The 20,451-nt window shown below is 65.1% G+C and carries 13 protein-coding genes; 8 read left to right on the top strand and 5 right to left on the bottom strand.

Annotated elements, in window-relative coordinates; translation table 11 throughout:
- The 6 genes from ACEUCR_RS09430 to ACEUCR_RS09405 form a co-directional block, all read left to right on the top strand.
- The coding region (locus ACEUCR_RS09430) for a VCBS domain-containing protein (RefSeq protein WP_408789635.1) at window positions 1–3,010 on the top strand (3,010 nt) is incomplete at its 5' end.
- Window positions 3,011–3,025: 15 nt separating this feature from the next.
- Window positions 3,026–4,552 carry a TolC family protein gene (locus ACEUCR_RS09425; RefSeq protein ID WP_111873869.1) on the top strand — a complete coding sequence of 509 codons (1,527 nt, stop codon included), beginning with the start codon at window positions 3,026–3,028 and terminating at the stop codon, window positions 4,550–4,552.
- Complete coding sequence (locus ACEUCR_RS09420; RefSeq protein WP_392444285.1) at window positions 4,536–5,321, top strand: efflux RND transporter periplasmic adaptor subunit; 786 nt, start codon at window positions 4,536–4,538, stop codon at window positions 5,319–5,321. Before ACEUCR_RS09425 ends, ACEUCR_RS09420 begins: the two co-directional genes overlap by 17 nt.
- Window positions 5,318–6,658 (top strand): efflux RND transporter periplasmic adaptor subunit, encoded by a 1,341-nt coding sequence (locus ACEUCR_RS09415; protein ID WP_408789632.1) that lies wholly within the window; start codon window positions 5,318–5,320, stop codon window positions 6,656–6,658. Before ACEUCR_RS09420 ends, ACEUCR_RS09415 begins: the two co-directional genes overlap by 4 nt.
- A complete protein-coding gene (locus ACEUCR_RS09410; RefSeq protein ID WP_408789629.1) occupies window positions 6,658–7,368 on the top strand; it encodes a hypothetical protein in 711 nt (236 codons plus the stop codon). The genes ACEUCR_RS09415 and ACEUCR_RS09410 overlap by 1 nt, the downstream gene beginning before the upstream one ends.
- A 183-nt stretch (window positions 7,369–7,551) precedes the next feature.
- Complete coding sequence (locus ACEUCR_RS09405) at window positions 7,552–8,757, top strand: efflux RND transporter periplasmic adaptor subunit (RefSeq protein ID WP_408789626.1); 1,206 nt, start codon at window positions 7,552–7,554, stop codon at window positions 8,755–8,757.
- Window positions 8,758–8,939: 182 nt separating this feature from the next.
- Here ACEUCR_RS09405 and glk read toward each other — a convergent pair whose 3' ends face one another.
- Window positions 8,940–9,908, bottom strand: coding sequence for a glucokinase (gene glk, locus ACEUCR_RS09400; protein ID WP_408747519.1), 969 nt, complete (start codon window positions 9,906–9,908; stop codon window positions 8,940–8,942).
- A gap of 343 nt (window positions 9,909–10,251) precedes the next feature.
- On the opposite strand from glk, the gene ACEUCR_RS09395 reads away from it, so the two are divergent.
- Window positions 10,252–11,106, top strand: coding sequence for a MurR/RpiR family transcriptional regulator (locus ACEUCR_RS09395; protein WP_167335478.1), 855 nt, complete (start codon window positions 10,252–10,254; stop codon window positions 11,104–11,106).
- Between the two features lie 147 nt (window positions 11,107–11,253).
- A complete protein-coding gene (pyk, locus tag ACEUCR_RS09390; RefSeq protein ID WP_041998887.1) occupies window positions 11,254–12,693 on the top strand; it encodes a pyruvate kinase in 1,440 nt (479 codons plus the stop codon).
- A gap of 64 nt (window positions 12,694–12,757) precedes the next feature.
- On the opposite strand, the gene ACEUCR_RS09385 is transcribed toward pyk, so the two are convergent.
- The 4 genes from ACEUCR_RS09385 to ACEUCR_RS09370 form a co-directional block, all read right to left on the bottom strand.
- Window positions 12,758–13,774 carry an efflux RND transporter periplasmic adaptor subunit gene (locus tag ACEUCR_RS09385; RefSeq protein ID WP_408759798.1) on the bottom strand — a complete coding sequence of 339 codons (1,017 nt, stop codon included), beginning with the start codon at window positions 13,772–13,774 and terminating at the stop codon, window positions 12,758–12,760.
- Between the two features lie 41 nt (window positions 13,775–13,815).
- Window positions 13,816–16,878 carry an efflux RND transporter permease subunit gene (locus tag ACEUCR_RS09380; protein WP_408789625.1) on the bottom strand — a complete coding sequence of 1,021 codons (3,063 nt, stop codon included), beginning with the start codon at window positions 16,876–16,878 and terminating at the stop codon, window positions 13,816–13,818.
- 167 nt (window positions 16,879–17,045) lie between these two features.
- Complete coding sequence (locus tag ACEUCR_RS09375; RefSeq protein WP_408789622.1) at window positions 17,046–19,370, bottom strand: acyl-CoA dehydrogenase; 2,325 nt, start codon at window positions 19,368–19,370, stop codon at window positions 17,046–17,048.
- A gap of 46 nt (window positions 19,371–19,416) precedes the next feature.
- The gene (locus tag ACEUCR_RS09370; protein WP_041998876.1) at window positions 19,417–20,070 is read right to left on the bottom strand and encodes a TetR/AcrR family transcriptional regulator; all 654 of its coding nucleotides are present in this window, start codon (window positions 20,068–20,070) and stop codon (window positions 19,417–19,419) included.
- Between the last annotated feature and the right edge of the window lie 381 nt (window positions 20,071–20,451).

Genomic DNA, 20,451 nt, shown 5'->3' with positions numbered 1-20,451 from the left:
TGGCTGGCTCACCCTCAATGCCGATGGCAGCTACACCTATGTGATAGACAACAGCCTGGCCGCCGTGCAGGCCCTGCGCCTGGCCGGCGATACCCTGAGCGACAGCTTTAGCTACACCATGACGGATACCGCCGGTGCCAGCAGCAGCGCCAGCCTCCTCATCACGCTGCAAGGGGCCAATGACGCCCCCACCGCCAGCGCCGACGGTGCCATCGCCATCGAGGCGGGCGGGCTCGACAATGGCACCCCGGGCAGCGACCCCAGCGGCAACGTGCTGACCAACGACTCAGACCCCGACCGCAATGGCGAGGCCCTCACCGTCACCGGCGTCAGCTTCGGTGCCAGCAGCGCCGCCCCCGGCAGTGCCCTCAACGGGCTCTATGGCACCCTCACCCTCAATGCCGACGGCAGCTACACCTATGTGCTCGACAATGACAACCCGGCGGTGCAAGCCCTGCTGGCGGGCGAGACCCTCAGCGAGGTATTCGACTACCAGATTGCCGATCTCGGCGGCCTCGCCAGCGCCGCCACCCTGACCATCAGTATCCAGGGGCGCAACGACACCCCGGTGGCGGTGGATGACACCGGCAGCGCCGTCGAGGCGGGAGGCGTCGACAACGCCACCCCGGGCAGCGATGCCAGCGGCAACGTCCTCGCCAACGATACCGACCCCGATTCGGCCAACGTCGCCGAGAGCCAGACCGTCAGCGCCGTCAGCACAGGCGGCGGCAGCGCAGGCACCCTGGGCAGCCCGCTCAGGGGCACCTATGGCTGGCTCACCCTCAATGCCGATGGCAGCTACACCTATGTGATAGACAACAGCCTGGCCGCCGTGCAGGCCCTGCGCCTGGCCGGCGATACCCTGAGCGACAGCTTTAGCTACACCATGACGGATGCCGCCGGTGCCACCAGCAGCGCCAGCCTCGTCATCACGCTGCAAGGGGCCAACGACGCCCCTGTGGCCCAGAACAACATCGCCATCGCCGTGGCCGACAACGGTGCCGGCAACGTCAGCAACCCCAGCGGCAACCTGCTCACCAATGACGGGGATGTGGACGGCGGCGACAGCCTGACCCTGACCGCCGGGCGCACCGGTGAGGAAGGGGCCGGCGGCCCCCTCGCCCCCGTCACCCAGGGCAATCCCCTGGTGCTGGTCGGCCAGTATGGCACCCTGACCCTGCTGCTCGACGGCAGTTACCAATATGCGCTCGATACCGGCAATGCCGCCGTGCTGGGCCTGGGGCCCTTGCAGACCCTGAGCGACCATTTCACCTACCAGGCCCAGGATCTGGCCGGTGCCATCGATCTCGCCCAGCTCACCATCATCATACGGGGACGCAACGATGCCCCGGTGGCCAACCCGGATCAGGCCCTGGTGATCGAGGCGGGCGGGCTCAATAACGCACAGCCCGGCCTGGACCCCAGCGGCAACGTGCTGGGCAATGACACGGATCTGGAGGGCGATCCCCTGACGGTGACGGGGGTGCAGAACGCCGATGGCCAGAGTGCCAGCCTTGGCACTGTGCTCCGTGGTCGCTACGGGGATCTGGTGATGAACGCCGATGGCAGCTGGCACTACCGGCTGGACAACAGCCTGGCCGAGGTACAGGCCCTGCGCGGCCCCAACCAGACCCTGACCGAGGTGTTCGACTACCAGATTGCAGACATCTGGGGGGTGGGCAGCGCCAGCACCCTGACCCTCACCATTCGCGGCAGCAATGACACCCCCATCGCCGTCGACGATCAGGCCAGCGCCATCGAGGCCGGGGGCGTGCACAATGGCGACGCCGGGCGGGATCCCACTGGCAATGTGCTCGCCAACGATACAGATGTGGACAGCCAGGCCAATGGCGAGACCAAGGCGGTGCTCACCGTCAGCAGCGCCAGCGGTATCAGTGTCGATGCGGGCCAGATCCTGCAGGGGCGCTATGGCCAGCTCATCCTCAACGGCGATGGCAGCTACCGCTACCTGGTCGATAACGACAACCCAGAGGTCGAGGCACTGCGCACGGCCGGCCAGAGCCTCACCGAGCTGTTCAGCTACCGGATGCGCGACCAGGCCGGCGCCGTCTCACAGGCGCGCCTGACCATCGTCATCCAGGGCGCCAACGACAACCCCGTCGCCCGGGATGACAGTGCGGTGGCAAACGATCAGGTGCAGCCGCCCCACACCTCGGGCAATGTGCTGCCCAACGATGGCGATGTGGATGCCAATGATCCCCTGCGCGTCACGGCGGTGCGCACCGGAACCGAGCAAGGCGGCGGCAATGGGGGCACCCTCGGCCAGCCCCTGGCCGGGCGCTACGGCTGGCTCACCCTCAACGGGGATGGCAGCTACCGCTACACCATAGATCTCACCAACAGGGAGGTGCTGGCCGCCGCCGGTCTGGGCCAGGTGCTGCAGGATGTGTTTACCTACACCCTGGGGGATGGCAGCGATGCCACCGATCTGGCCCAGCTGACCATCAACCTGGATATCTCGGCCCCCTATGTGCCGCCCCCGGACTCTGGCGTCATAGGTCCCCATCAACTCGACCGCCAGTTCGACGGGCAACAGCAGGCCCCCCTGCCCGACATTACCCCGGCCATCTTCGTCACCCCGGTGGTGCAACGGGTCAGCCTGGGGCTCGATGCCAGCGGCGATCGCTCCGATGGCAGCCAGCTGTTCTTCGGTCTGCCCCCCGAGATCCGCAGCCAGAGCATTGGCCAGGGTCTGGGCCAGATTGCGGGCACCTTCGTCGGTCAGAGCGTGCTGGAGAGCGCCCTGGCCCAGGAGCTGGATCTGGCCAGCTTCCTCGGCCGCCATGGCCGGGTCGATCTCAACGCCGATGGCCTGCTCAGCGACGAATCCCTGTTTGCCCTGACCCCCCAGGACATGAAGGCGCCCTCGCCCCAGGGAGAACGGCCACTCAACACCAACAGCTTCACCCGACAACTACAGGATGCCGCCGGGCGCCCTGCCGCTCCCAGAGGGGACAACCAGCCCTTTGTGACCAAATCAGGCGTTTGATTCTAAGGACAGATGATGCCAAGACTCGTACTTCGACCCCTCACCCTCGCCTCCACCCTGCTGCTGGGTGCCTGTAGCGCCCTGCCGCCGGAGGTCTATACCCAGCAGGACAAGCAGGAGAGGATCCGCCAAGACCGCAAACTCATGTATGGTCAGCAGGAGCCGGTGACCCATCCCATCACCTTCTACGAGGCGGCGGCCCGTGCCCTCAAGTACAACCTCGACTACCGCCTCAAGCTGATGGAGGGGGCCCTGGCCTCGGATCTGCACGATCTCTCCAGCTACGAGATGCTGCCCAGGGTGGTGGCGTCGGCCGGCTACGCCAGCCGCAGCAACGACTCCGGCGGCACCTCCATCGGCATCGAGGACAGGGAAGAGAGTCTGCGGGCCTCCACCTCCCAGGAGCGCTACCGCGACCTGAGCGGACTGGGTCTGAGCTGGAGCCTGCTCGACTTTGGCGTTGCCTACTACCGCAGCCAGCAGAAGGGGGATCAGGTGATGATGGCCGAGGAGCGCCGTCGCAAGGTCTCCCAGAACGTGTTGCAGGATGTGCGCAGCGCCTACTGGCGCGCCCTCGGTGCCCAGCGCTTGCTGCCCCAGGTCGACAAGCTGCTGACCCGTACCCAGCTGGCGCTCGATTCCGCCCGCCAGGCCGAGACTCAGGGGCTGATGCCGCGCCAGGAGGCCCTGGCCTATCAGCGGGCCCTGCTCGACTCCGTCTCCCTGCTCAACCAGCGCCGCCAGGATCTGGAGTTCGCCCGCGCCGAGCTCGCCGCCCTCATGTCCCTGCCCCCGGGCAGCGAGATGGTGCTGGCCGACGAGCCCGAGCCCGGCCTGCCGGTGCTGACCCAGCGTATCGACAACCTGGAGCAGATGGCGCTGGAGAACCGCCCCGAGATCATGGAGGAGTGGTATCGCAAGCGCGCCAACCAGCAGGACATCAGGATCGCCAAGGCCGAGCTCTGGCCCAACGTGGGGCTGAACTGGGGCTACAACTACGACTCCAACAAGTATCTCTACAACAACCACTGGTCCGAGGCGGGGTTGCAGGTCTCCCTCAACCTGCTCAAGTTTTTGCAACTGCCCGCCATCTGGGGCATGGAAGAGTCCCAGGAAGCCACCGATGATGCCCGCCGGGTTGCCCTCTCCATGGCGGTGCTGACCCAGGTCAGGGTCGGGGTGCTGCGCTACAACCTCGCCTCCCAGGAGGTGGCGTTTGCCGACGAGAGCCTGCGGGTCGACGAGAGCCTGCTCAGCTACGCCCAGGCCGCCAGCAGCAGCCGCCAGGGCTCCGAGCTCGAGGTGATCCGGGCCGAGGGGCGCTACCTGCTGTCGCGCTACCAGCGTGAGGCGGCCTACTCCCAGGCCCAGGCGGCCTGGGGACGGCTCTACAACTCCATCGGCCTGGATGTGCAGCCCGACGAAATTGCCCAGAACGACATCAAGACCCTGGCCCACGCCATCAAGGTGACCATGCAGCGCCAGGAAGCCCAGCAACTGATGGGTACCCACAGAGGAGTCCCCTATGCCCTTGTACGCTAAGCCCGGGCGCCCGTTCGGGCCCTGGCTGTGGTTGGCGTTCATGCTGCCCCTCACCGCACAGGCCGAGAGCCCGCTCTCGGCCCCGCCGATGCCAAGTGCCGCCCAGGATGACCCCAATGCCATCCGCATCCTGCTCGCCGCCGAGCTCGAGACCACCCTCTCCAGCCAGATGAACGGCACCCTGGGCGAGCTCAAGGGCCGTCTCGGCCAGCGGGTCAGGAAAGGGGCCCTGCTGGCCCGTTTCGACTGCCGGGAAGGGGAGGCCCAGGCCAGGGTCGCCCGCGCCGAATTGCAGATGGCGCGCCAGGATCTGAGCGCGAAGAAGAGCCTGCGCAAGCTCGATGCGGTGGGGGATCTGGAGGTCGCCATCGCCGCCACCGGGGTACAGCGGGCCGAAGGCGCCGATGCCCTGGCCCGTACCCGCAGCAGCTATTGCGACGTCAAGGCCCCCTTCGATGGCCGCATCGCCCAGGTGCAGGCCAAGCCCTATCAGACCATGACCGCCGGCACACCCCTGTTCGATCTGGTCAGCGACGGCCCCCTCAAGGTAAGGCTCAATGTCCCCTCCCGGCTGCTGCCGGGCCTCAAGGAGGGGCAAGCCCTCGAGATAGGCGTGCTGGAGACCGCCAAGCAGTATCCGGCCACGGTGAGCCGCATCAATGCCAGGGTCGATGCCGTGGCCCAGACGGTGGAGCTGGAGGCCAGACTCGATGACGCCTACCCTGAGCTGGTCGCCGGCATGAGTGGCGTCGCCCGCCTGATCCCATGACCGAGCGCCTCCCCTCCCCCCAGCTGCTGCTGGCCCTGGCCGCCCTGCGGGACAGGGCCATGGCGGCCAAGAGCCTCAATGCCCTCGCCTTCTCCCTGGCCAACGATCTCTATCAGCTGATCCCCTTTCATCAGGCGCTGGTGTTCGCCAATCATGATCCGGCCCAGGAGCTGCTCTGTGTCTCGGGTCTGGCCCGGCCGAGCGAGGACTCCCCCTACCTCATCTGGCTGGAGCAGGCCAGCCGCTGGCTCCATGAGCAGGTGGAGGGCCAGGAGCCGCGCTGGCTGGCCAGAGAGGCCCTGACCCTGCCTGACGCCCTGGCCGAGGGCTGGGGCGAATGGTGGCCGGACGGTGTCTTGTGCATCCCCATTGAGCCCCAGGAGGGGCCCAGGCTCGGCCTGGTCTGCCTGCTGCTGGAGCGTGAACCGCCCGCAGCCCTGCTGGCCCTGATGCCCGGGGTCTGGCAGACCTGGGCCTACTGCTGGCAGAGCCTGACCCGGCAGCCCCGCCTGCTGCGCTGGCGCCCGAGCCGACGCCAGTGGCTGACGCTGGCCCTGATGGCCGGGCTCATGCTGCTCATTCCCATCCGCCAGAGCGCCCTGGCACCGGCCGAGATAGTCTCCAGGGAGAGCCGGGTGATCAGCAGCCCGCTGGCCGGGGTCATCGCCGAGGTGCAGGTGCGCCCGAACCAGACGGTCAGCGCCGGTACCCCCCTGTTTCGTCTCGATGAGACCACGCTGCGCAACCGCGCCGAGGTGCTGACCCAGGAGGTGGCGGTGGCCGATGCCGAGCTGCTCGCCGCCAGCCAGCGTGCCTTCGACAATCCCCAGAGCCGGCGCGAGCTGACCCTGCTCAGTGGCCGTGCCCAGCAGAAGCGGGCCGAGCTCAGCGGCGTCCAGTTGCAGCTGGGCCGCAGTCAGGTGCTGGCCCCCGCCGCCGGGGTGGCCGTGTTCAGCGATGCCAACGACTGGCTCGGCAAGCCGGTGGTGACCGGGGAGCGCATCATGCAGCTGGCGGATCCCGCCCAGCCCGCCATGCGCATCCAGCTGCCGGTGGCCGATGCCATCGCCCTGGAGCCCGGCGCCGAGGTGACCCTGTTTCTCACCGCCTATCCCCTGCAACCCCTGCGGGGCAAGATACTGGAGACCAGTTACCAGGCCCAGCCCAACGCCGAAGGGGGGGTCGCCTATCGCCTGCTCGCCACCATAGAGTCGGCGCCGGACCACGCCCGGCTCGGCCTCCATGGCACCGCCAAGCTCCATGGGGAGCGGGTGCTGCTTGGTTACTATCTGCTGCGCCGTCCCCTGGCGGCCCTGCGCGCCTGGAGCGGGCTCTGATGCTGGATCCCGCCGACCTGCCCCTGCCGCCCCTGCGCGACGATCTGCAGCTCTGCCCCACCGGCCGCACCCCGGACGGGGAGCCGGCCTGGCTGATCCAGGACAAGGTGGTCAATCGCTTCTATCGCATCGGCTGGTTCGAGTTCGAGTGCCTGGTGCGCTGGGCCGGCCAGACCCCGCGCCGGTTGCAGCAAGCCATCGCAGCCGAGACGGCCCTGCACCCCGAGCTGGATCAGATCCTGGGGTTCTGCCAGTTCCTCGAACGCCACCAGCTGCTGCGTCCCAGCCCCCAGGCGGTGGAGCGGCTGCGCCAGGCCAGCGAGGGCAAGGCCTGGCTCACCGGTCGCTGGTGGCTCCATCACTACCTCTTCTTCCGGGTGCCCCTGCTGCGGCCCCAGGCCAGACTGCAGGCCCTGGCCGCCCGGCTCGGCTGGCTGTTTCATCCCCTCACCGCCTGGCTGCTGCTGGGAGCCAGCCTGCTCGGCATCGCCCTTGTGGTGCAGCAGTGGGACAGTTTCCGCCATGGGGTGGTCGAATCCTTCTCCCTCGATGGTCTACTCAGCTTCGCCCTCGCCCTGCTGCTCGCCAAGACGCTGCACGAGCTGGGCCATGCCCTGGTGGCCACCCGGCTGGGGGTGAGGGTCGCCCACATGGGCATCGCCTTCGTGGTGCTCTGGCCCATGCTCTACACAGACACCAGCGAGAGCTGAAAACTGGCCCACTCCCGCCAGCGGCTCGCCATCGCCAGCGCCGGCATACTGACCGAGCTGGCCCTGGCCGGGCTCGCCACCCTGGGCTGGGCCCTGAGCGCCGACGGCGCCCTGCGCAACGGCCTGCTCTATCTCGCCACCACCAGCTGGATCCTCTCCCTGGCCCTCAACGCCAGTCCCTTCATGCGTTTCGATGGCTACTTCATCCTCTCGGATCTGCTCAACTTCCCGAACCTGCACGAGCGGGCCTCGGCCCTGGCCCGGGTCGCACTGCGCCGCACCCTGCTCGGCCTGATGGAGCCCTGGCCCGAGCCCTTTCCCGTGCGCCAGCGCCGCCTGCTGGTCGCCTTCGCCATCCTGACCTGGATCTACCGGCTGGTGCTGTTTCTCGGCATCGCCGTCGCCGTCTATTACCTCTTCTTCAAGCTGCTGGGGATCCTCTTGTTCTGCGTCGAGATCTGCTGGTTCATCCTCCTGCCCGTCTGGCGGGAGCTCACACACTGGTGGCGGGAGAGAGCCGCCGTCCCCCGGCCCCGTCGGCTCTGGCTCGGCCTCTCCCTGCTCGCCTTGCTCACCCTGCTGGCCCTGCCCTGGCACAGCGAGATAGAGGGCGAGGGCGTGGCCCGCGCCGAACGCCAGCTGCCGGTCTTCACCCCCTTCCCCGCCCGGCTGGCCAGCCTGCGGGCCCCAGGCCCGGTCAAGGCGGGAGAGCCCCTGCTGCAACTCACGGATCCGGACCTGGCCTGGAAGGTGCGCAGCAACGAGCAGAGCATACAGAGCTATGGCGCTCGTCTGGGGGGCATGGTGGACGACCCCTTCGGGCTCGATGAACAGATAGCCACCCGGGAGCGGCTGCGGGTGCAATACCGGGAGGCCAGCGCCACCCGGGCGGAGATGGAGCGCCTGCGGATGCTGGCCCCCTTCGACGGTCTCTGGCTGGATGTGGATCCCGAGCAGCGGCCGGGCCAATGGCTCAACAGCCAGCAGCCTGTCGGCATCTTGATCGACCCGAGCCAGTGGCAGGTCGATGCCTATGTGGCGGCCGACGATGTCGCCCGGCTGCGGCCGGGCAGCCCGGCGCGCTTCTACCCGGATGGGGTGCCCTCTCCCCTGTCCGGCACCCTGATCGACATCGGCAGTACCCGGGTCGGCAAGCTCAAGTACCCCATGCTCGGCTCCCGCTTCGGCGGCCCCATCGCCACCAGCGGGCAGGGGCAGGAGCTGATCCCCAGCCATACCCTGTTCCTGGTGCGCATCCAGCTCCATCAGATGCCGCCGGCCCTGCGGGAGACCAGAGGCAAGGTGGTGCTGGAGGGGAGTAAACGCAGCCTGCTCGGCGAGGCGGCCACCCAGCTCGCCTCTGTCTTGCTGCGCGAGAGCGGCTTCTGAGCACTCACCCCTTCGACCATAGGGCATAAAAAAACCGGCCCAGGGGGCCGGCAAATACAGTTCAGGCTTTGTCAGGTGACAAACACACTCAGCGGATGACTCGCTGCTCCGCGTCCTGCGGACCTCACGGGTCTTGAATGCGTGGGACCACTATAGCCCCCATCCCCTTAATCGTGGCTGAATCAGAGTGCCATTCCCATGCTCTGGCGCAGGTAGGCCCCCGCCCCCAGCAGGCCAGGCCCTTCATGGGTGATGAGGAATACCGGAATGTCTTTGAGATAAGGCTTGAAGCGCCCCTTGTCCTCGAAGGCGACCCTAAAGCCCGAGCCGATGAAGAACTCCTGGAAGCGCGGCACTATGCCGCCGGCGATATAGACGCCGCCGAAGGTACCCAGGTTGAGGGCCAGGTTGCCGGCAAAGCGCCCCATCAACACGCAGAACAGACTCAGGGTGCGGCGGCAATCGAGGCACTCCCCCGCCAGGGCCCGCTCGGTGATCTCCCGGGGGACCAGCGCCGCCGGCTCACGGCCGTCGGACTTGACCAGGCCGCGATAGAGATTGACCAGCCCGGGGCCGGAGAGAAAACGCTCCGCCGAGACATGGCCCAGCTCCCCGCGCATCACCTGCAGCACCGCATCCTCTTCCTCCGTGTTGGCGGCAAAATCCACATGGCCCCCTTCACCGGGCAGGCTCAGCCACTGCGCCCCCGCCTTGACCAGGTGGGCGACCCCAAGGCCGGTCCCTGCGCCATAGATGGCCACCGGCTTGTCCGCCTGGGGAGCCTCGCCCCCCAGCTGGATCTTGTCGGCATCCGACAACACGGGCACCGCCATGGAGACGGCGGTGAAATCGTTGATCACCAGCAGACGGGCCAGGCCCAGGCTGGCCTGCATCTCACGGATGGAGAACTCCCAGCTGTGGTTGGTCATGGCGACCCAGTCGCCGTTGACCGGGCAGGCGATGGCGATGCAGGCCTCGCTCACCTGCGCCTGCTGCTCCGCCAGATAGAGACGGATCACGGCCTCCAGACCGGGATGCTCCAGCCCGGAATAGGTCTTGGCCCGGGAGATGGCGCCTGTGGCCAGCTCGCACAGGGCCAGCCTGGCATTGGTACCGCCGACGTCGCCAACCAGGGCATGGGTATGCTGCATAAACACTCCTTCGTTACGGGTCGGGGCGACGCTGCGTCCCGAGCTTATTGTTTGGCACAGATTCTACCCGAGGCGCCGCGCCACAGGGGTGGCCGGTGGTGACAAACGTGCGCGGGCTCACAGTGTTGTTGCTTTGCAACATTTGTAAGCGCTTTCACGAAGGGAGTGGAAATTTGTAACTAAAATAACGAAATAATTAGACGTGAGTCATACTTTACATGGCCGAGATTAGTCCCGATAAACGCTTGTCTTGTATAGTCATCATCCTTGTTTTTAACCCGCTCAGCCTGCTATTTAGTGCCAAGACACTGAAGCTAAATTACAAGAAATCCTGGTGGTAATGATGAATACCCTCGATAAGATTACGAACAATTTGGAAAGTTTCAGTAAATCGGAGCGCAAAGTCGCCGAGGTGATCCTCGCCTCTCCCCAGACGGCCATCCACTCCAGCATCGCCGCCCTCGCCAAACTGGCCGATGTCAGCGAGCCGACCGTCAACCGTTTCTGCCGCCGCCTCGACACCAAGGGTTTCCCGGATTTCAAACTGCACCTGGCCCAGAGCCTGGCCAACGGCACCCCCTATGTGAACCGCCACGTCGAGGCGGAAGATGGCCCCGAGATCTACACCGCCAAGATCTTCGAGTCCACCATGGCCTGCCTCGATGCCGCCAAGAACAGCCTGGACATCTCCGCCATCAATCGCTGCGTCGACATCCTGACCCAGTCCAAGAAGATCAGCTTCTTTGGCCTGGGCGCTTCCTCCGCCGTCGCCAGGGATGCCCAGAACAAGTTCTTCCGCTTCAACATTCCCGTGGTGAGCTTCGATGACATCGTCATGATGCGCATGAGCTGCATCAACAGCAGCGAAGGGGACGTGGTGGTGCTCATCTCCCACACGGGTCGCACCAAGGCCCTGGTGGAGATAGCCGCCCTGGCCCGGGAGAACGATGCCACCGTGATCGGCATGACCTCCAAGGACTCCCCCCTGGCCCGGGAGTGCAACCTGGTGCTCTCCATGGACGTGCCGGAAGACACCGACGTCTACATGCCCATGGCCTCGCGCATCGCCCAGCTCGCCCTGGTGGACGTGCTGGCGACCGGTTTCACCCTGCGCCGCGGCATGAAATTTCGGGAAAACCTGAAGAAGGTCAAGGAAGGTTTGCGCGAATCCCGCTTTGATACTCCCCACTCCTCCTGAGTCTGTGGGGGCCCCGGGCCCCCGTTAGGTGTACCTGCCGCCATTGTGTAGTATTGTCGTTTAGCAACAATCCCCTCCGATGGCGTTTGGGCCTCTGCCCGCCGGGACAGTATTTCAAGTCATATCAACTTCAAACTGGAGTCTTTCATGCCAAGACGTACAAAGATTGTGACCACACTCGGTCCTGCCACCGACCGCGAAGGCATCCTCGAGGGGATCATCCGCGCCGGGGCCGACATGGTGCGAATGAATTTCTCTCACGGCAGTGCAGAAGATCACATCCAGCGGGCCGAACAGGTGCGCGCCATCGCCGCCAAGCTGGGCCGCCATGTGGCCATCATGGGGGATCTGCAGGGCCCCAAGATCCGGGTTTCCACCTTCAAGGATGGCAAGATCTATCTCGCCATCGGCGACAGCTTCATCCTGGATGCCGCCCTCGGCAAGGGGGAAGGTTGCCAGGAGCAGGTCGGCATCGACTACAAGAGCCTGCCCGATGACGTGGTGGCGGGCGACATACTGCTGCTGGACGACGGTCGGGTGCAGCTGAAAGTGGAGCGAGTCGAAGGCAGCCGCATTCACACCACTGTCACCGTGGCCGGCCCCCTCTCCAACAACAAGGGCATCAACAAGAAGGGGGGTGGCCTCTCCGCGCCTGCCCTGACCGAGAAGGACAAGGAAGACATCAAGACCGCCGCCCGCATGAACGTGGACTACCTGGCCGTCTCCTTCCCCCGTTGCGGCGATGATCTGCGCTACGCCCGCGAGCTGGCCCGCGAAGCCGGCTCCAACGCCAAGATAGTGGCCAAGGTGGAGCGCGCCGAGACCGTCGCCACCGATGAGGCGATGGAAGACATCATCCTCGGCTCAGACGCCGTCATGGTGGCCCGTGGTGACCTGGGTGTGGAGATCGGCGACCCCGAGCTGGTCGGCGTGCAGAAGAAGCTCATTCGCCACTCCCGTCGCCTGAACCGGGTGGTGATCACCGCGACCCAGATGATGGAGTCCATGATCAACGCCCCGCTGCCGACCCGCGCCGAGGTGATGGACGTGGCCAACGCCGTGTTGGACGGCACCGATGCGGTCATGCTCTCCGCCGAGACGGCCGCCGGCCAGTTCCCCATCGAGACGGTCACCTCCATGGCCAGCGTCTGCGTCGGTGCCGAGAAGCACCCGAGCCTGAACGTCTCCAACCACCGCATGAACTACACCTTCACCTCGGTGGAAGAGGCGGTGGCCATGTCCACCATGTATGCGGCCAACCACCTGGAGGGGGTACAGGCCATCGTGGCGCTGACCGAGTCTGGCACCACGCCGCTGCTGATGTCCCGCATCAGCTCGGGCCTGCCTATCTTCGCCATGTCCCCCCATGCCAAGACCCTCTCCTGGACCAACCTCTACCGCGGCGTCACCCCTGTGCTGTTCGATGCCGACGAAAGCCGTCCCGTCTACGAGGTGTGCCGCGAGGCCCTGGACGTGCTCAAGGCCAAGGGACTGCTCCAGAGCGGCGACATGGTGTTGCTCACCCACGGCGACAAGATGGAGACCGTCGGCAGCACCAACACCTGCAAGGTGATGATGGTCGAGTGATCCCCGCCACCGGCAACAAAAACGGCTCCCTCGGGAGCCGTTTTTCCATGGGAAATACGCCGCCTCAGCTACCGCGATAGAGTTCCACCTTGTCACCATCGCTCAGGGCCCCGGCGCCGCGCACCACCACCCTGTCACCCGGGGTCAGGGCGCCGCTGATGGCGACCTGACGCTCATCACCGAACAGGATGGTGACCGGCACCCGGCTCACCGTCAGGGCATCCCCCTCTCCCTTGACCCGAAATACCACGCTCCCCTCTGTGTTGAGCACCAGGGCATCCCTGGGCAGCAGCATGGCCTGCCGTTCCCCCAGGGGCAGGGCAACCCGCACCGGCGCCCCTATGATGTAACTGCCCTTCCTCGGCTTGAGTCTCAGCTCGATGAGGCGGGAGACGGGGTCGGCACTCGCCGCCCGCTGGTAATAGCTCGCCTCCCCTTGCAAACCGGCCCCCTCGACCTTGAGCAGGGTGTCGGGAGCCAGGCGCAGGGCCCAGTCGATGGGGGCCTGCAAGCGGATGTCCGGCGCATCCGGGTTGACCAGCGCCAGCGCCTTCTCCCCCGCATCCACATGTTCCCCCGGCTGGATGAAGTGATGATTCACCACCCCGGCGAAGGGGGCATGGATCTGGCTGCGGCGGATCTGATCCTCTATCTGGCGCGCCGCTATCTCCGCCAGCTGCAGCGCCAGCTCCGCCTGTTCCATCTCCAGCCTGGCCTTGTCGAACTGGCTGAGGGAGGCATTGTGCTGCCTGCGCAGCTTGTCCTGGCGCTCGAACTCCGCCCTGGCAAAGCGCAGGCTGCTGGCCCACCTGGCCTGCTCGGCCCGGGCCTGCTCCAGGGAGAGGTGCAGGGCAGTGCTGTCGAGGCGCAGCAACACCTGACCCGCCTCGACCCGACTGCCAAAGTCGGCAATCCACGCCACCCGCCCGCTCTGCTCGGCGCTCAGCTCCGCCTGCTGGCGACTGGCGACAGTGCCACTGATCCAGAGGCTGGCTCCGGCATCGCCCCGGGTGACATCGGCCAGGGTGACCGACTTGGCCCAGAGCGGCAGGCTCGCCATCAGGGCGAGCCCCGCAATCATCTTGTTCACATCTCTCTCCTTTCCATGGATGCGTTCGTTCATCAGGCGCGCTGGCGCAGCGCCACCGGTGCCGGCTCCCGCTCCCCCAGACGCAGGAAGGCGGGCAGCAATATGAGGGTAAACAGGGTGCTGCAGCTCATGCCGCCGACGATGACGGTGGCCAGTCCCCGGTAGATTTCACTGCCCGCACTCGGGCTCAGCATCAGGGGCAGCATGCCGAAGATGCTGGTCAGGCTGGTCATGGCGATGGGACGCATCCGGCTTTGCAGCGCATCCGCCACCGCCGCCGAGCGCGTCATCCCCTCCCGCTCGGCCGAGCGGGTCTGATGCACCAGCAAGATGGCATTGTTGACCACCAGCCCCAGCAGGATGACGAAGCCGATGATGGTCAGCAGATCCATGGGCAGGGGCGCCACCCGCCCGCTCAGAACCAGCGCCACCACGCCGCCCACGGTGGCGAGGGGCAGGGTCAGCAACACCAGCAGGGCATCCCGGACCGAGGCGAACAGACCCCACAGCAGCACCAGCAGGATCACCAGGGCGAACAGGAAGATGCCCCCCAGGTTGCCGAGGGCCTGCTGCAGGCTGTCGGCGTTGCCAAATACCCGCAACTCGCCCCCGGCGGGGAGCAAGGGCCGGATGCGGGCGAAGCTCTTCTCCTTGAGGGTATCGAGCACCTGCTCCATGCTCATCCCCTCGGCCGGGGTGATCTGCAGGCTCAGGCTGCGGCGCCCATCGGCGCGAAAGATGCCTGATGGCCCCAGATCATGCTCCACCTTCAGCAGCTCGCCGAGGGGCACTATGCCGCCCCTGGGAGTGGCCAGGGGCAGTGCCCGCAGATCGTCCGGGTTGCCCGAGGTCTGCCCCATCAGCAGGATGTCAAAGCGCTCGTCGCCGTCGAAGTATTCGCCGACCCTCAGGCCGTCCCCCAGGGTCTGGATGATGGTCGGCATGGGGGTGCGATCCCAGCCCACCTCGGCCAGACGCCGGTCCTGGGGCACCAGCCGCAGCTCGGGGGCGGTGAAGTCCAGGGAGGGCTCCGGCCGCACCTGGGCCCCCGGCAGATCCTGCTTCACGATCGCCATGGCCGCCCGGGCCGCTTGATAGAGCTCGGGCAGATCCCCCCCCTGAAGCAGCAACTCGACCCCGTTCTCGCTGTCAAAGCCGCCAAACAGCGAGCCCTGGCCACCAAAGGCACGGGTATCCGGAATGCCCTGCAACAGATCCTGCATCAGCAGCGTCTCCAGCTCCTTGATACGCCCCTCCTCCTTGGCCCGCACCCCAATCTGGGCCCCTCCCGGATAGCGCATGATGTAGTAGTTCTTGAGGGCCGGCTCCTTCTCCCCCTTCATGTAGGGGGCGAGCCGGGCGATCAGGGTGTCTATCACCTCTTCCCGCTGGGCCTGCAGGTTGACTCCGGGGGTGAAGCTCATCCAGACGTCGATGGCGTCGCGTTTCACGTCCGGCAGATAGTTCATCTTGGGCAGCAGGGCCCAGGTCGCCAGCACAGGCAGGCTCATCATGGCGAGAATGAGGGTCCAGCGCCGCCCCGGAGTACGAGTCCAGTGGAGGATGCGCGCCGTGGCACGGCGCCAGTAATCACCATAGGGGTCAATCAGTCTGTCTTGCCCCATCCAGCGCGATGCCACCGCCGGCAACACAGAGACGGCCACCAGCATGGAGACGGTGACGGCGCAGGCGATGGTGAGCGCCAGGTCTGCAAACAACTGCCCCTCCACGTCGTTGAGCAGGAGCACCGGCAAGAAGATGGCCACCGTGGTGAGAGTCGAAGCGACCAGGGCCGCCCACACCTGGCTGGTGCCCGCCAGGGCCGCCCCCGCCTTGTCGAGATCCCCCCGCTCGTGGCGCCGATAGATGCTCTCCAGCACCACGATGGCGGCATCGAGCACCATGCCCACCGCGAACGCTATCCCCGCCAGGGAGATGACGTTGAGGGTTCTGTCCATCAGCTTGAGCAGGCAGAGGGTCAGCATGATGCTGATGGGGATGGCGAGCGCTATCATCAGGGTCGCCTTGAGCCGACGCAGGAAGACCCAGAGGATGGCACAGGAGAGCAGCACCCCCAGCCCCAGGTTGGCGGTGACCATGTGGATGGCGCGATTGATGTAGAGGGAGGCATCGAACGACTGCGCCATGTGCAGTCCGGCGGGCTCGAGCACCTCGCGGTTGAGCTCGCCCACCCTGGCCTTGATCGCCTCCAGGGCAGCCAGGGCATTGGCGCCGTTCTCCTTGTAGATCTGGGCCGAGATGGCCTGGTTGCCATTCTGGATCCGCAGCACCGGGGAGTTCTCCCGGGTCAGCCGCACCTCGGCCACGTCCCGCAGATAGATGGGCAGGCCATCGCGCCAGTCCACCACCTTGTCCTTGAGACTCTCCACGTCATAGCGACCGGCGAAGCGCAGCTTGTACTCCCAGCGCCCTATGTCCAGGGTGCCGGCGGAAACATCCCAGCCGGTGGCGGCCCGGCTCGCCAGCTCGGGGATCTCCACCCCCAGTTCGGCGGCGCGGTAAGGGTCGAAGCGGATCTGGATCTGACGGGCGTTGATGCCGTCTATCTCCACGGTGGAGACCCCGGGGATGCGTTCCAGCTCCGGCTTGACCCTGGATTCAATCAGCGGCTGCTGCTCATCTATGCTCCCCACAGCCCCTGGCAGCTGCTGGATGAAGAAGAAGGTCAGGGTGTCGTTGCTGCTGTAATTGTTGAGGTAGGGGCCATCTATGTTGTCCGGCAGACTGGAGACCCGGTTCAGCCGCGAGATGATCTCCAGCTGGACCCGCTGCATGTCGGTGCCGATGGCAAATTCCAGGTCCATCTCGACGAAGCCGGGGTAGCTGTTGCTGGTGAGACTCTTGAGCCCCTGCACCCCCTGCAACTCCTGCTCGATGGGATCCGTTATCTCGGACTCCATCTCTTGCGGCGAGGCGGATCGCCAGGAGACGAAGATGTTGAGATGGGGACGCTCTATGTCCGGGAACAGCTGTACCGGCAGGCTGCGCATGCTGAGCAGGCCTGCAAAAAAGATGAGCACGACCGAGACCGCCACCCAGATGGGGCGTTCGATCGCCGTCTTGGCGAGGTTCATTTCATCTTCCTGATGTTGTTGTTATCGGCTCCTTCCGCGAGCCTGCTTCCTGCCCCAAGGGTGAGGGGACAAATCATTAAACTGGAAATTCCATCCCTTGTAAATGCACGAAATACAAACAAAAAACCGGCCATCACGGCCGGTTTTCAACAGCAGGCATGCCGGGTTCAGGCGGCGTCGTCCACCCGGGCCGGGTGGCCCATGGCCTCCAGTTCACCGGGGGCAAAGTTGTCCACCTGGATAGCCTCGCTGCGCAGGGCATCGGCGGCGAGCAGCTTGTCGGCCTCTTCCTGGGTCAGGAGGGAGATCGCCAGGGCCTGGCTCACCAGCTCCGGCAGGGCCAGCTTGCGGGGCAGGCGCCCCTCTTTCTGGGCCTGGGCAAGCTTCTTCTCCAGGGGCTGCACCGAGACCATGGCGAGGAAGGCCCTCTCCATCTGGCCGATGGCATCCTGCTCATCCTGGCCCACGTAGCACAGGGCGGTGAGGCGGTCACGGAACTCGCCCGGCGTCATCATGGCCTGGCAGATGGCGTGGCAGCGATCATCGGCCGGCATCTGGTAGTGAATGCCGAACGGGAAGACCACCCGCTTGAGCAGGGCACCAGCGACCTTGTTCGGGAAGTTCTGGAAGAAGCCGTCGAACGCCTTGCCGATCAGGTGCAGGTTACGCTCCAGGGCATACTGGACGAAGGGCAGGTCGGAGACCATGCGTCCCTGATCCTCATAGTGCTTGAGGGTCGAGGAAGCCAGGTAGAGATGGCTCAGCACGTCGCCAAGGCGGGCAGAAATCATCTCCTTGCGCTTGAGATCGCCACCCAGCATCAGCATGGAAACGTCGGCGCACAGGGCCAGTCCCTTGCTCATGCGGGACAGCTGCTTGTAGTAGCGGGCGGTCTCGCCAGCCACAGGGGCGCCGTTGAACTGACCCAGGGTCAGTCCCTGGAACAGGGCACCGAAGAAGTTGCCTGTGCCAAACGCCAGGTGCTTCATCAGCAGGCCGTCAAACTTCTCGAGGCCACGTTCGGCATCCGGATCGGCCGCCGCTTCCAGCTCGGCGAACACATAAGGGTGACAGCGGGTCGCCCCCTGGCCGAAGATCATCAGGTTGCGGGTCAGGATGTTGGCCCCCTCCACCGTGATGGCGACCGGGATCCCCATGTAGGCGTAGCCCGTGTAGTTCTTGGGACCGAGCTGGATGGCGCGACCGGCGTGGATGTCCATGGAGTCATCCATGATCTGGCGCGCCATTTCAGTCATGTGGTACTTGGAAATCGCGGTGACGATGGCCGGTGCCTGACCCAAGTCCAGGGAACCTGCGGTCATGCGACGCGCCCCTTCCAGCTGATAGGTCAGGCCGCCGATGCGCGCCATGGCCTCCTGCACCCCTTCGAACTTGCCGATGGACATGCCGAACTGCTTGCGCACATAGGCGTAGGCACTGACGGTGCGGCTCGCCATGTGACCACAGGCAGTGCCCAGGGCCGGCAGGGAGATGCCGCGCCCGGCGGAGAGGCACTCCACCAGCATGCGCCAGCCGCGACCGGCGTAATCCGGGCCACCGATGATCCAGTCGAGGGGGATGAACACATCCTTGCCAAAGGTCGGGCCATTGAGGAAAGCAAGTCCCATGGGGTAGTGGCGATCGCCGACCCGCACCCCGGGGTGGCTGGTGGGGATCAGGGCGCAGGTGATGCCGAGCTCCTCCTTGTCCCCCAGCAGGTGCTCGGGATCATGCAGCTTGAAGGCCAGGCCCAGCACTGTGGCACGAGGGGCCAGAGTGATGTAGCGCTTGTTCCAGTTCAGGCGGATGCCGAGCACCTCCTCCCCCTTGTACTGACCCTTGCAGACGATCCCCTTGTCCGGGATGGCGCCCGCATCTGAGCCCGCTTCCGGACCGGTCAGGGCGAAGCAGGGCACCTCCTTGCCATTGGCCAGGCCCGGCAGCCAGAAATCCTTCTGGGCCTGGGTGCCGTAGTGCATCAGCAGCTCACCCGGGCCAAGCGAGTTCGGCACCATGACGGTGACCGCCACGCTCAGACTCTTGGTGGCGATGCGAGTCACTATGGTGGAGTTGGCTATCGCCGAGAACTCGCGGCCACCGTAGGATTTCGGAATGATGAGCGCGAAGAAACCTTCCTTCTTCAGATAGTCCCAGACCTGCTCGGGCAGATCCTTGGTCTCGTTGACTATCTTGAAGTCGTCGATCATGGCGAGCAGGGTCTCGACCTGATTGTCGATGAAGCTCTGCTCATCGGCGCTCAGGGTCGCCTTGCCGTAGCCATGGAGTTTCTGCCAGTCGGGATTGCCACGAAACAGCTCGCCATCCCACCAGACGGATCCCGCCTCCATGGCCTCCCGTTCGGTCGCCGACAGGGGGGGCAGTATTCTCTTGAAGATGGCAAACACCGGACGGGTTACCCACTTCTTGCGGATAGCCGGGACGCCGAGCACGACGGCGACGGTCACCACCAGCAGGACAAGCAATGTGATCATGGTTCAGTTCCCTCTATTTCACAGTTCCGTTAACTTGTTGTTTTGATTAAACGGCCAGGGACAACCTGGTCGATTCCGTCGGCGCGCCTACCCCGGCCGCCAGATAAGGAATAACGTTGCGCACCAGCCCTTCCACATCCAGATGCTGACCAAAATCGGCCTGGGCGATATCCCGCAGCGCATCGGCAGAGGCCATGGTGAACACGACTGTGCCCAGGGTGAAGTGCAGGCGCCAGAAGAGATCCGCCGGCGTCAATGCCGGATTGGCCTGGGAGATGGCCTGGGTGATCCGCTGCAGGGTCGCACCATAATGGCTGGTGATGAAACGACGCAGGTGGCCCTGGCTGTCGATGTAACCACGTCCCAGCAGCTGCATGAAGAGGGCCGGACCATTGGTACGCACGGCGGCCAGCTTCATCAGGGGGTCGACAAAACTCTCGAATACCTGGAGCAGGGTCAGCTCGTCTCGCGCCATCAGGGCGGCCAGCCTGGTGTCCAGCTCAGGCATGAACAGGGAGAGATAGCGGTCCAGCACCGCCTGGATCAGCTCCTTCTTGGAGCCGAAGTGATAGTTCACCGACGCCAGGTTCACATCGGCCTCGCTGGTGATCAGACGCAAAGAGGTATCAGCGAACCCCCGCTCGGCAAACAACACCTCGGCAGCATCGAGAATACGGTTCTTGGTATCAATCTTGCTCACTGTGCACCTCACTTAAACGAATGTTTAAAAAGTACGTTTCATAGTCTGAGGTGTCAAGAGAATGTGAATCCAGGTTAGGGAAATGTTTTATTAAAAAACCGGGAACTTTGACCAAAGAACGGACTCTATATCTATGCCACTGCAATTAAACATTAAGTCTCGCCCAACCAGCCCAGTGCTGATTGGGCATTTTTTTATGGCGCAACGCCTGTCTCATCGACCTGCTGGATGCCGGTTTCGGCTTGAAAAACAGAGGGTAAAAAAAACCGCCGCAGAGCGACGGTGGGGAAAGAAGGTTGCGTCATCCTGACCCAACCCATCGATGGAAGTTCAGGCTGCACATCGATGAGCACATCTTACCCAAGCTCCCCGGATAAACTT

The organism is Aeromonas bivalvium (genome assembly GCF_046078285.1).
GTDB lineage: Bacteria > Pseudomonadota > Gammaproteobacteria > Enterobacterales > Aeromonadaceae > Aeromonas > Aeromonas bivalvium.
The sequence above is the reverse complement of the archived record's forward strand: the minus strand, read 5'-3'. Positions and strand labels throughout refer to the sequence as shown.

What these genes read in the sequence shown, in the direction of transcription:
- ACEUCR_RS09375 (WP_408789622.1), bottom strand. Translation starts at nt 19,370, where the DNA reads ATGATCACATTGCTTGTCCTGCTGGTGGTGACCGTCGCCGTCGTGCTC.
- ACEUCR_RS09405 (WP_408789626.1), top strand. Translation starts at nt 7,552, where the DNA reads ATGCGTTTCGATGGCTACTTCATCCTCTCGGATCTGCTCAACTTCCCG.
- ACEUCR_RS09380 (WP_408789625.1), bottom strand. Translation starts at nt 16,878, where the DNA reads ATGAACCTCGCCAAGACGGCGATCGAACGCCCCATCTGGGTGGCGGTC.
- ACEUCR_RS09420 (WP_392444285.1), top strand. Translation starts at nt 4,536, where the DNA reads ATGCCCTTGTACGCTAAGCCCGGGCGCCCGTTCGGGCCCTGGCTGTGG.
- ACEUCR_RS09415 (WP_408789632.1), top strand. Translation starts at nt 5,318, where the DNA reads ATGACCGAGCGCCTCCCCTCCCCCCAGCTGCTGCTGGCCCTGGCCGCC.
- glk (WP_408747519.1), bottom strand. Translation starts at nt 9,908, where the DNA reads ATGCAGCATACCCATGCCCTGGTTGGCGACGTCGGCGGTACCAATGCC.
- ACEUCR_RS09395 (WP_167335478.1), top strand. Translation starts at nt 10,252, where the DNA reads ATGAATACCCTCGATAAGATTACGAACAATTTGGAAAGTTTCAGTAAA.
- ACEUCR_RS09385 (WP_408759798.1), bottom strand. Translation starts at nt 13,774, where the DNA reads ATGATTGCGGGGCTCGCCCTGATGGCGAGCCTGCCGCTCTGGGCCAAG.
- ACEUCR_RS09410 (WP_408789629.1), top strand. Translation starts at nt 6,658, where the DNA reads ATGCTGGATCCCGCCGACCTGCCCCTGCCGCCCCTGCGCGACGATCTG.
- ACEUCR_RS09425 (WP_111873869.1), top strand. Translation starts at nt 3,026, where the DNA reads ATGCCAAGACTCGTACTTCGACCCCTCACCCTCGCCTCCACCCTGCTG.
- pyk (WP_041998887.1), top strand. Translation starts at nt 11,254, where the DNA reads ATGCCAAGACGTACAAAGATTGTGACCACACTCGGTCCTGCCACCGAC.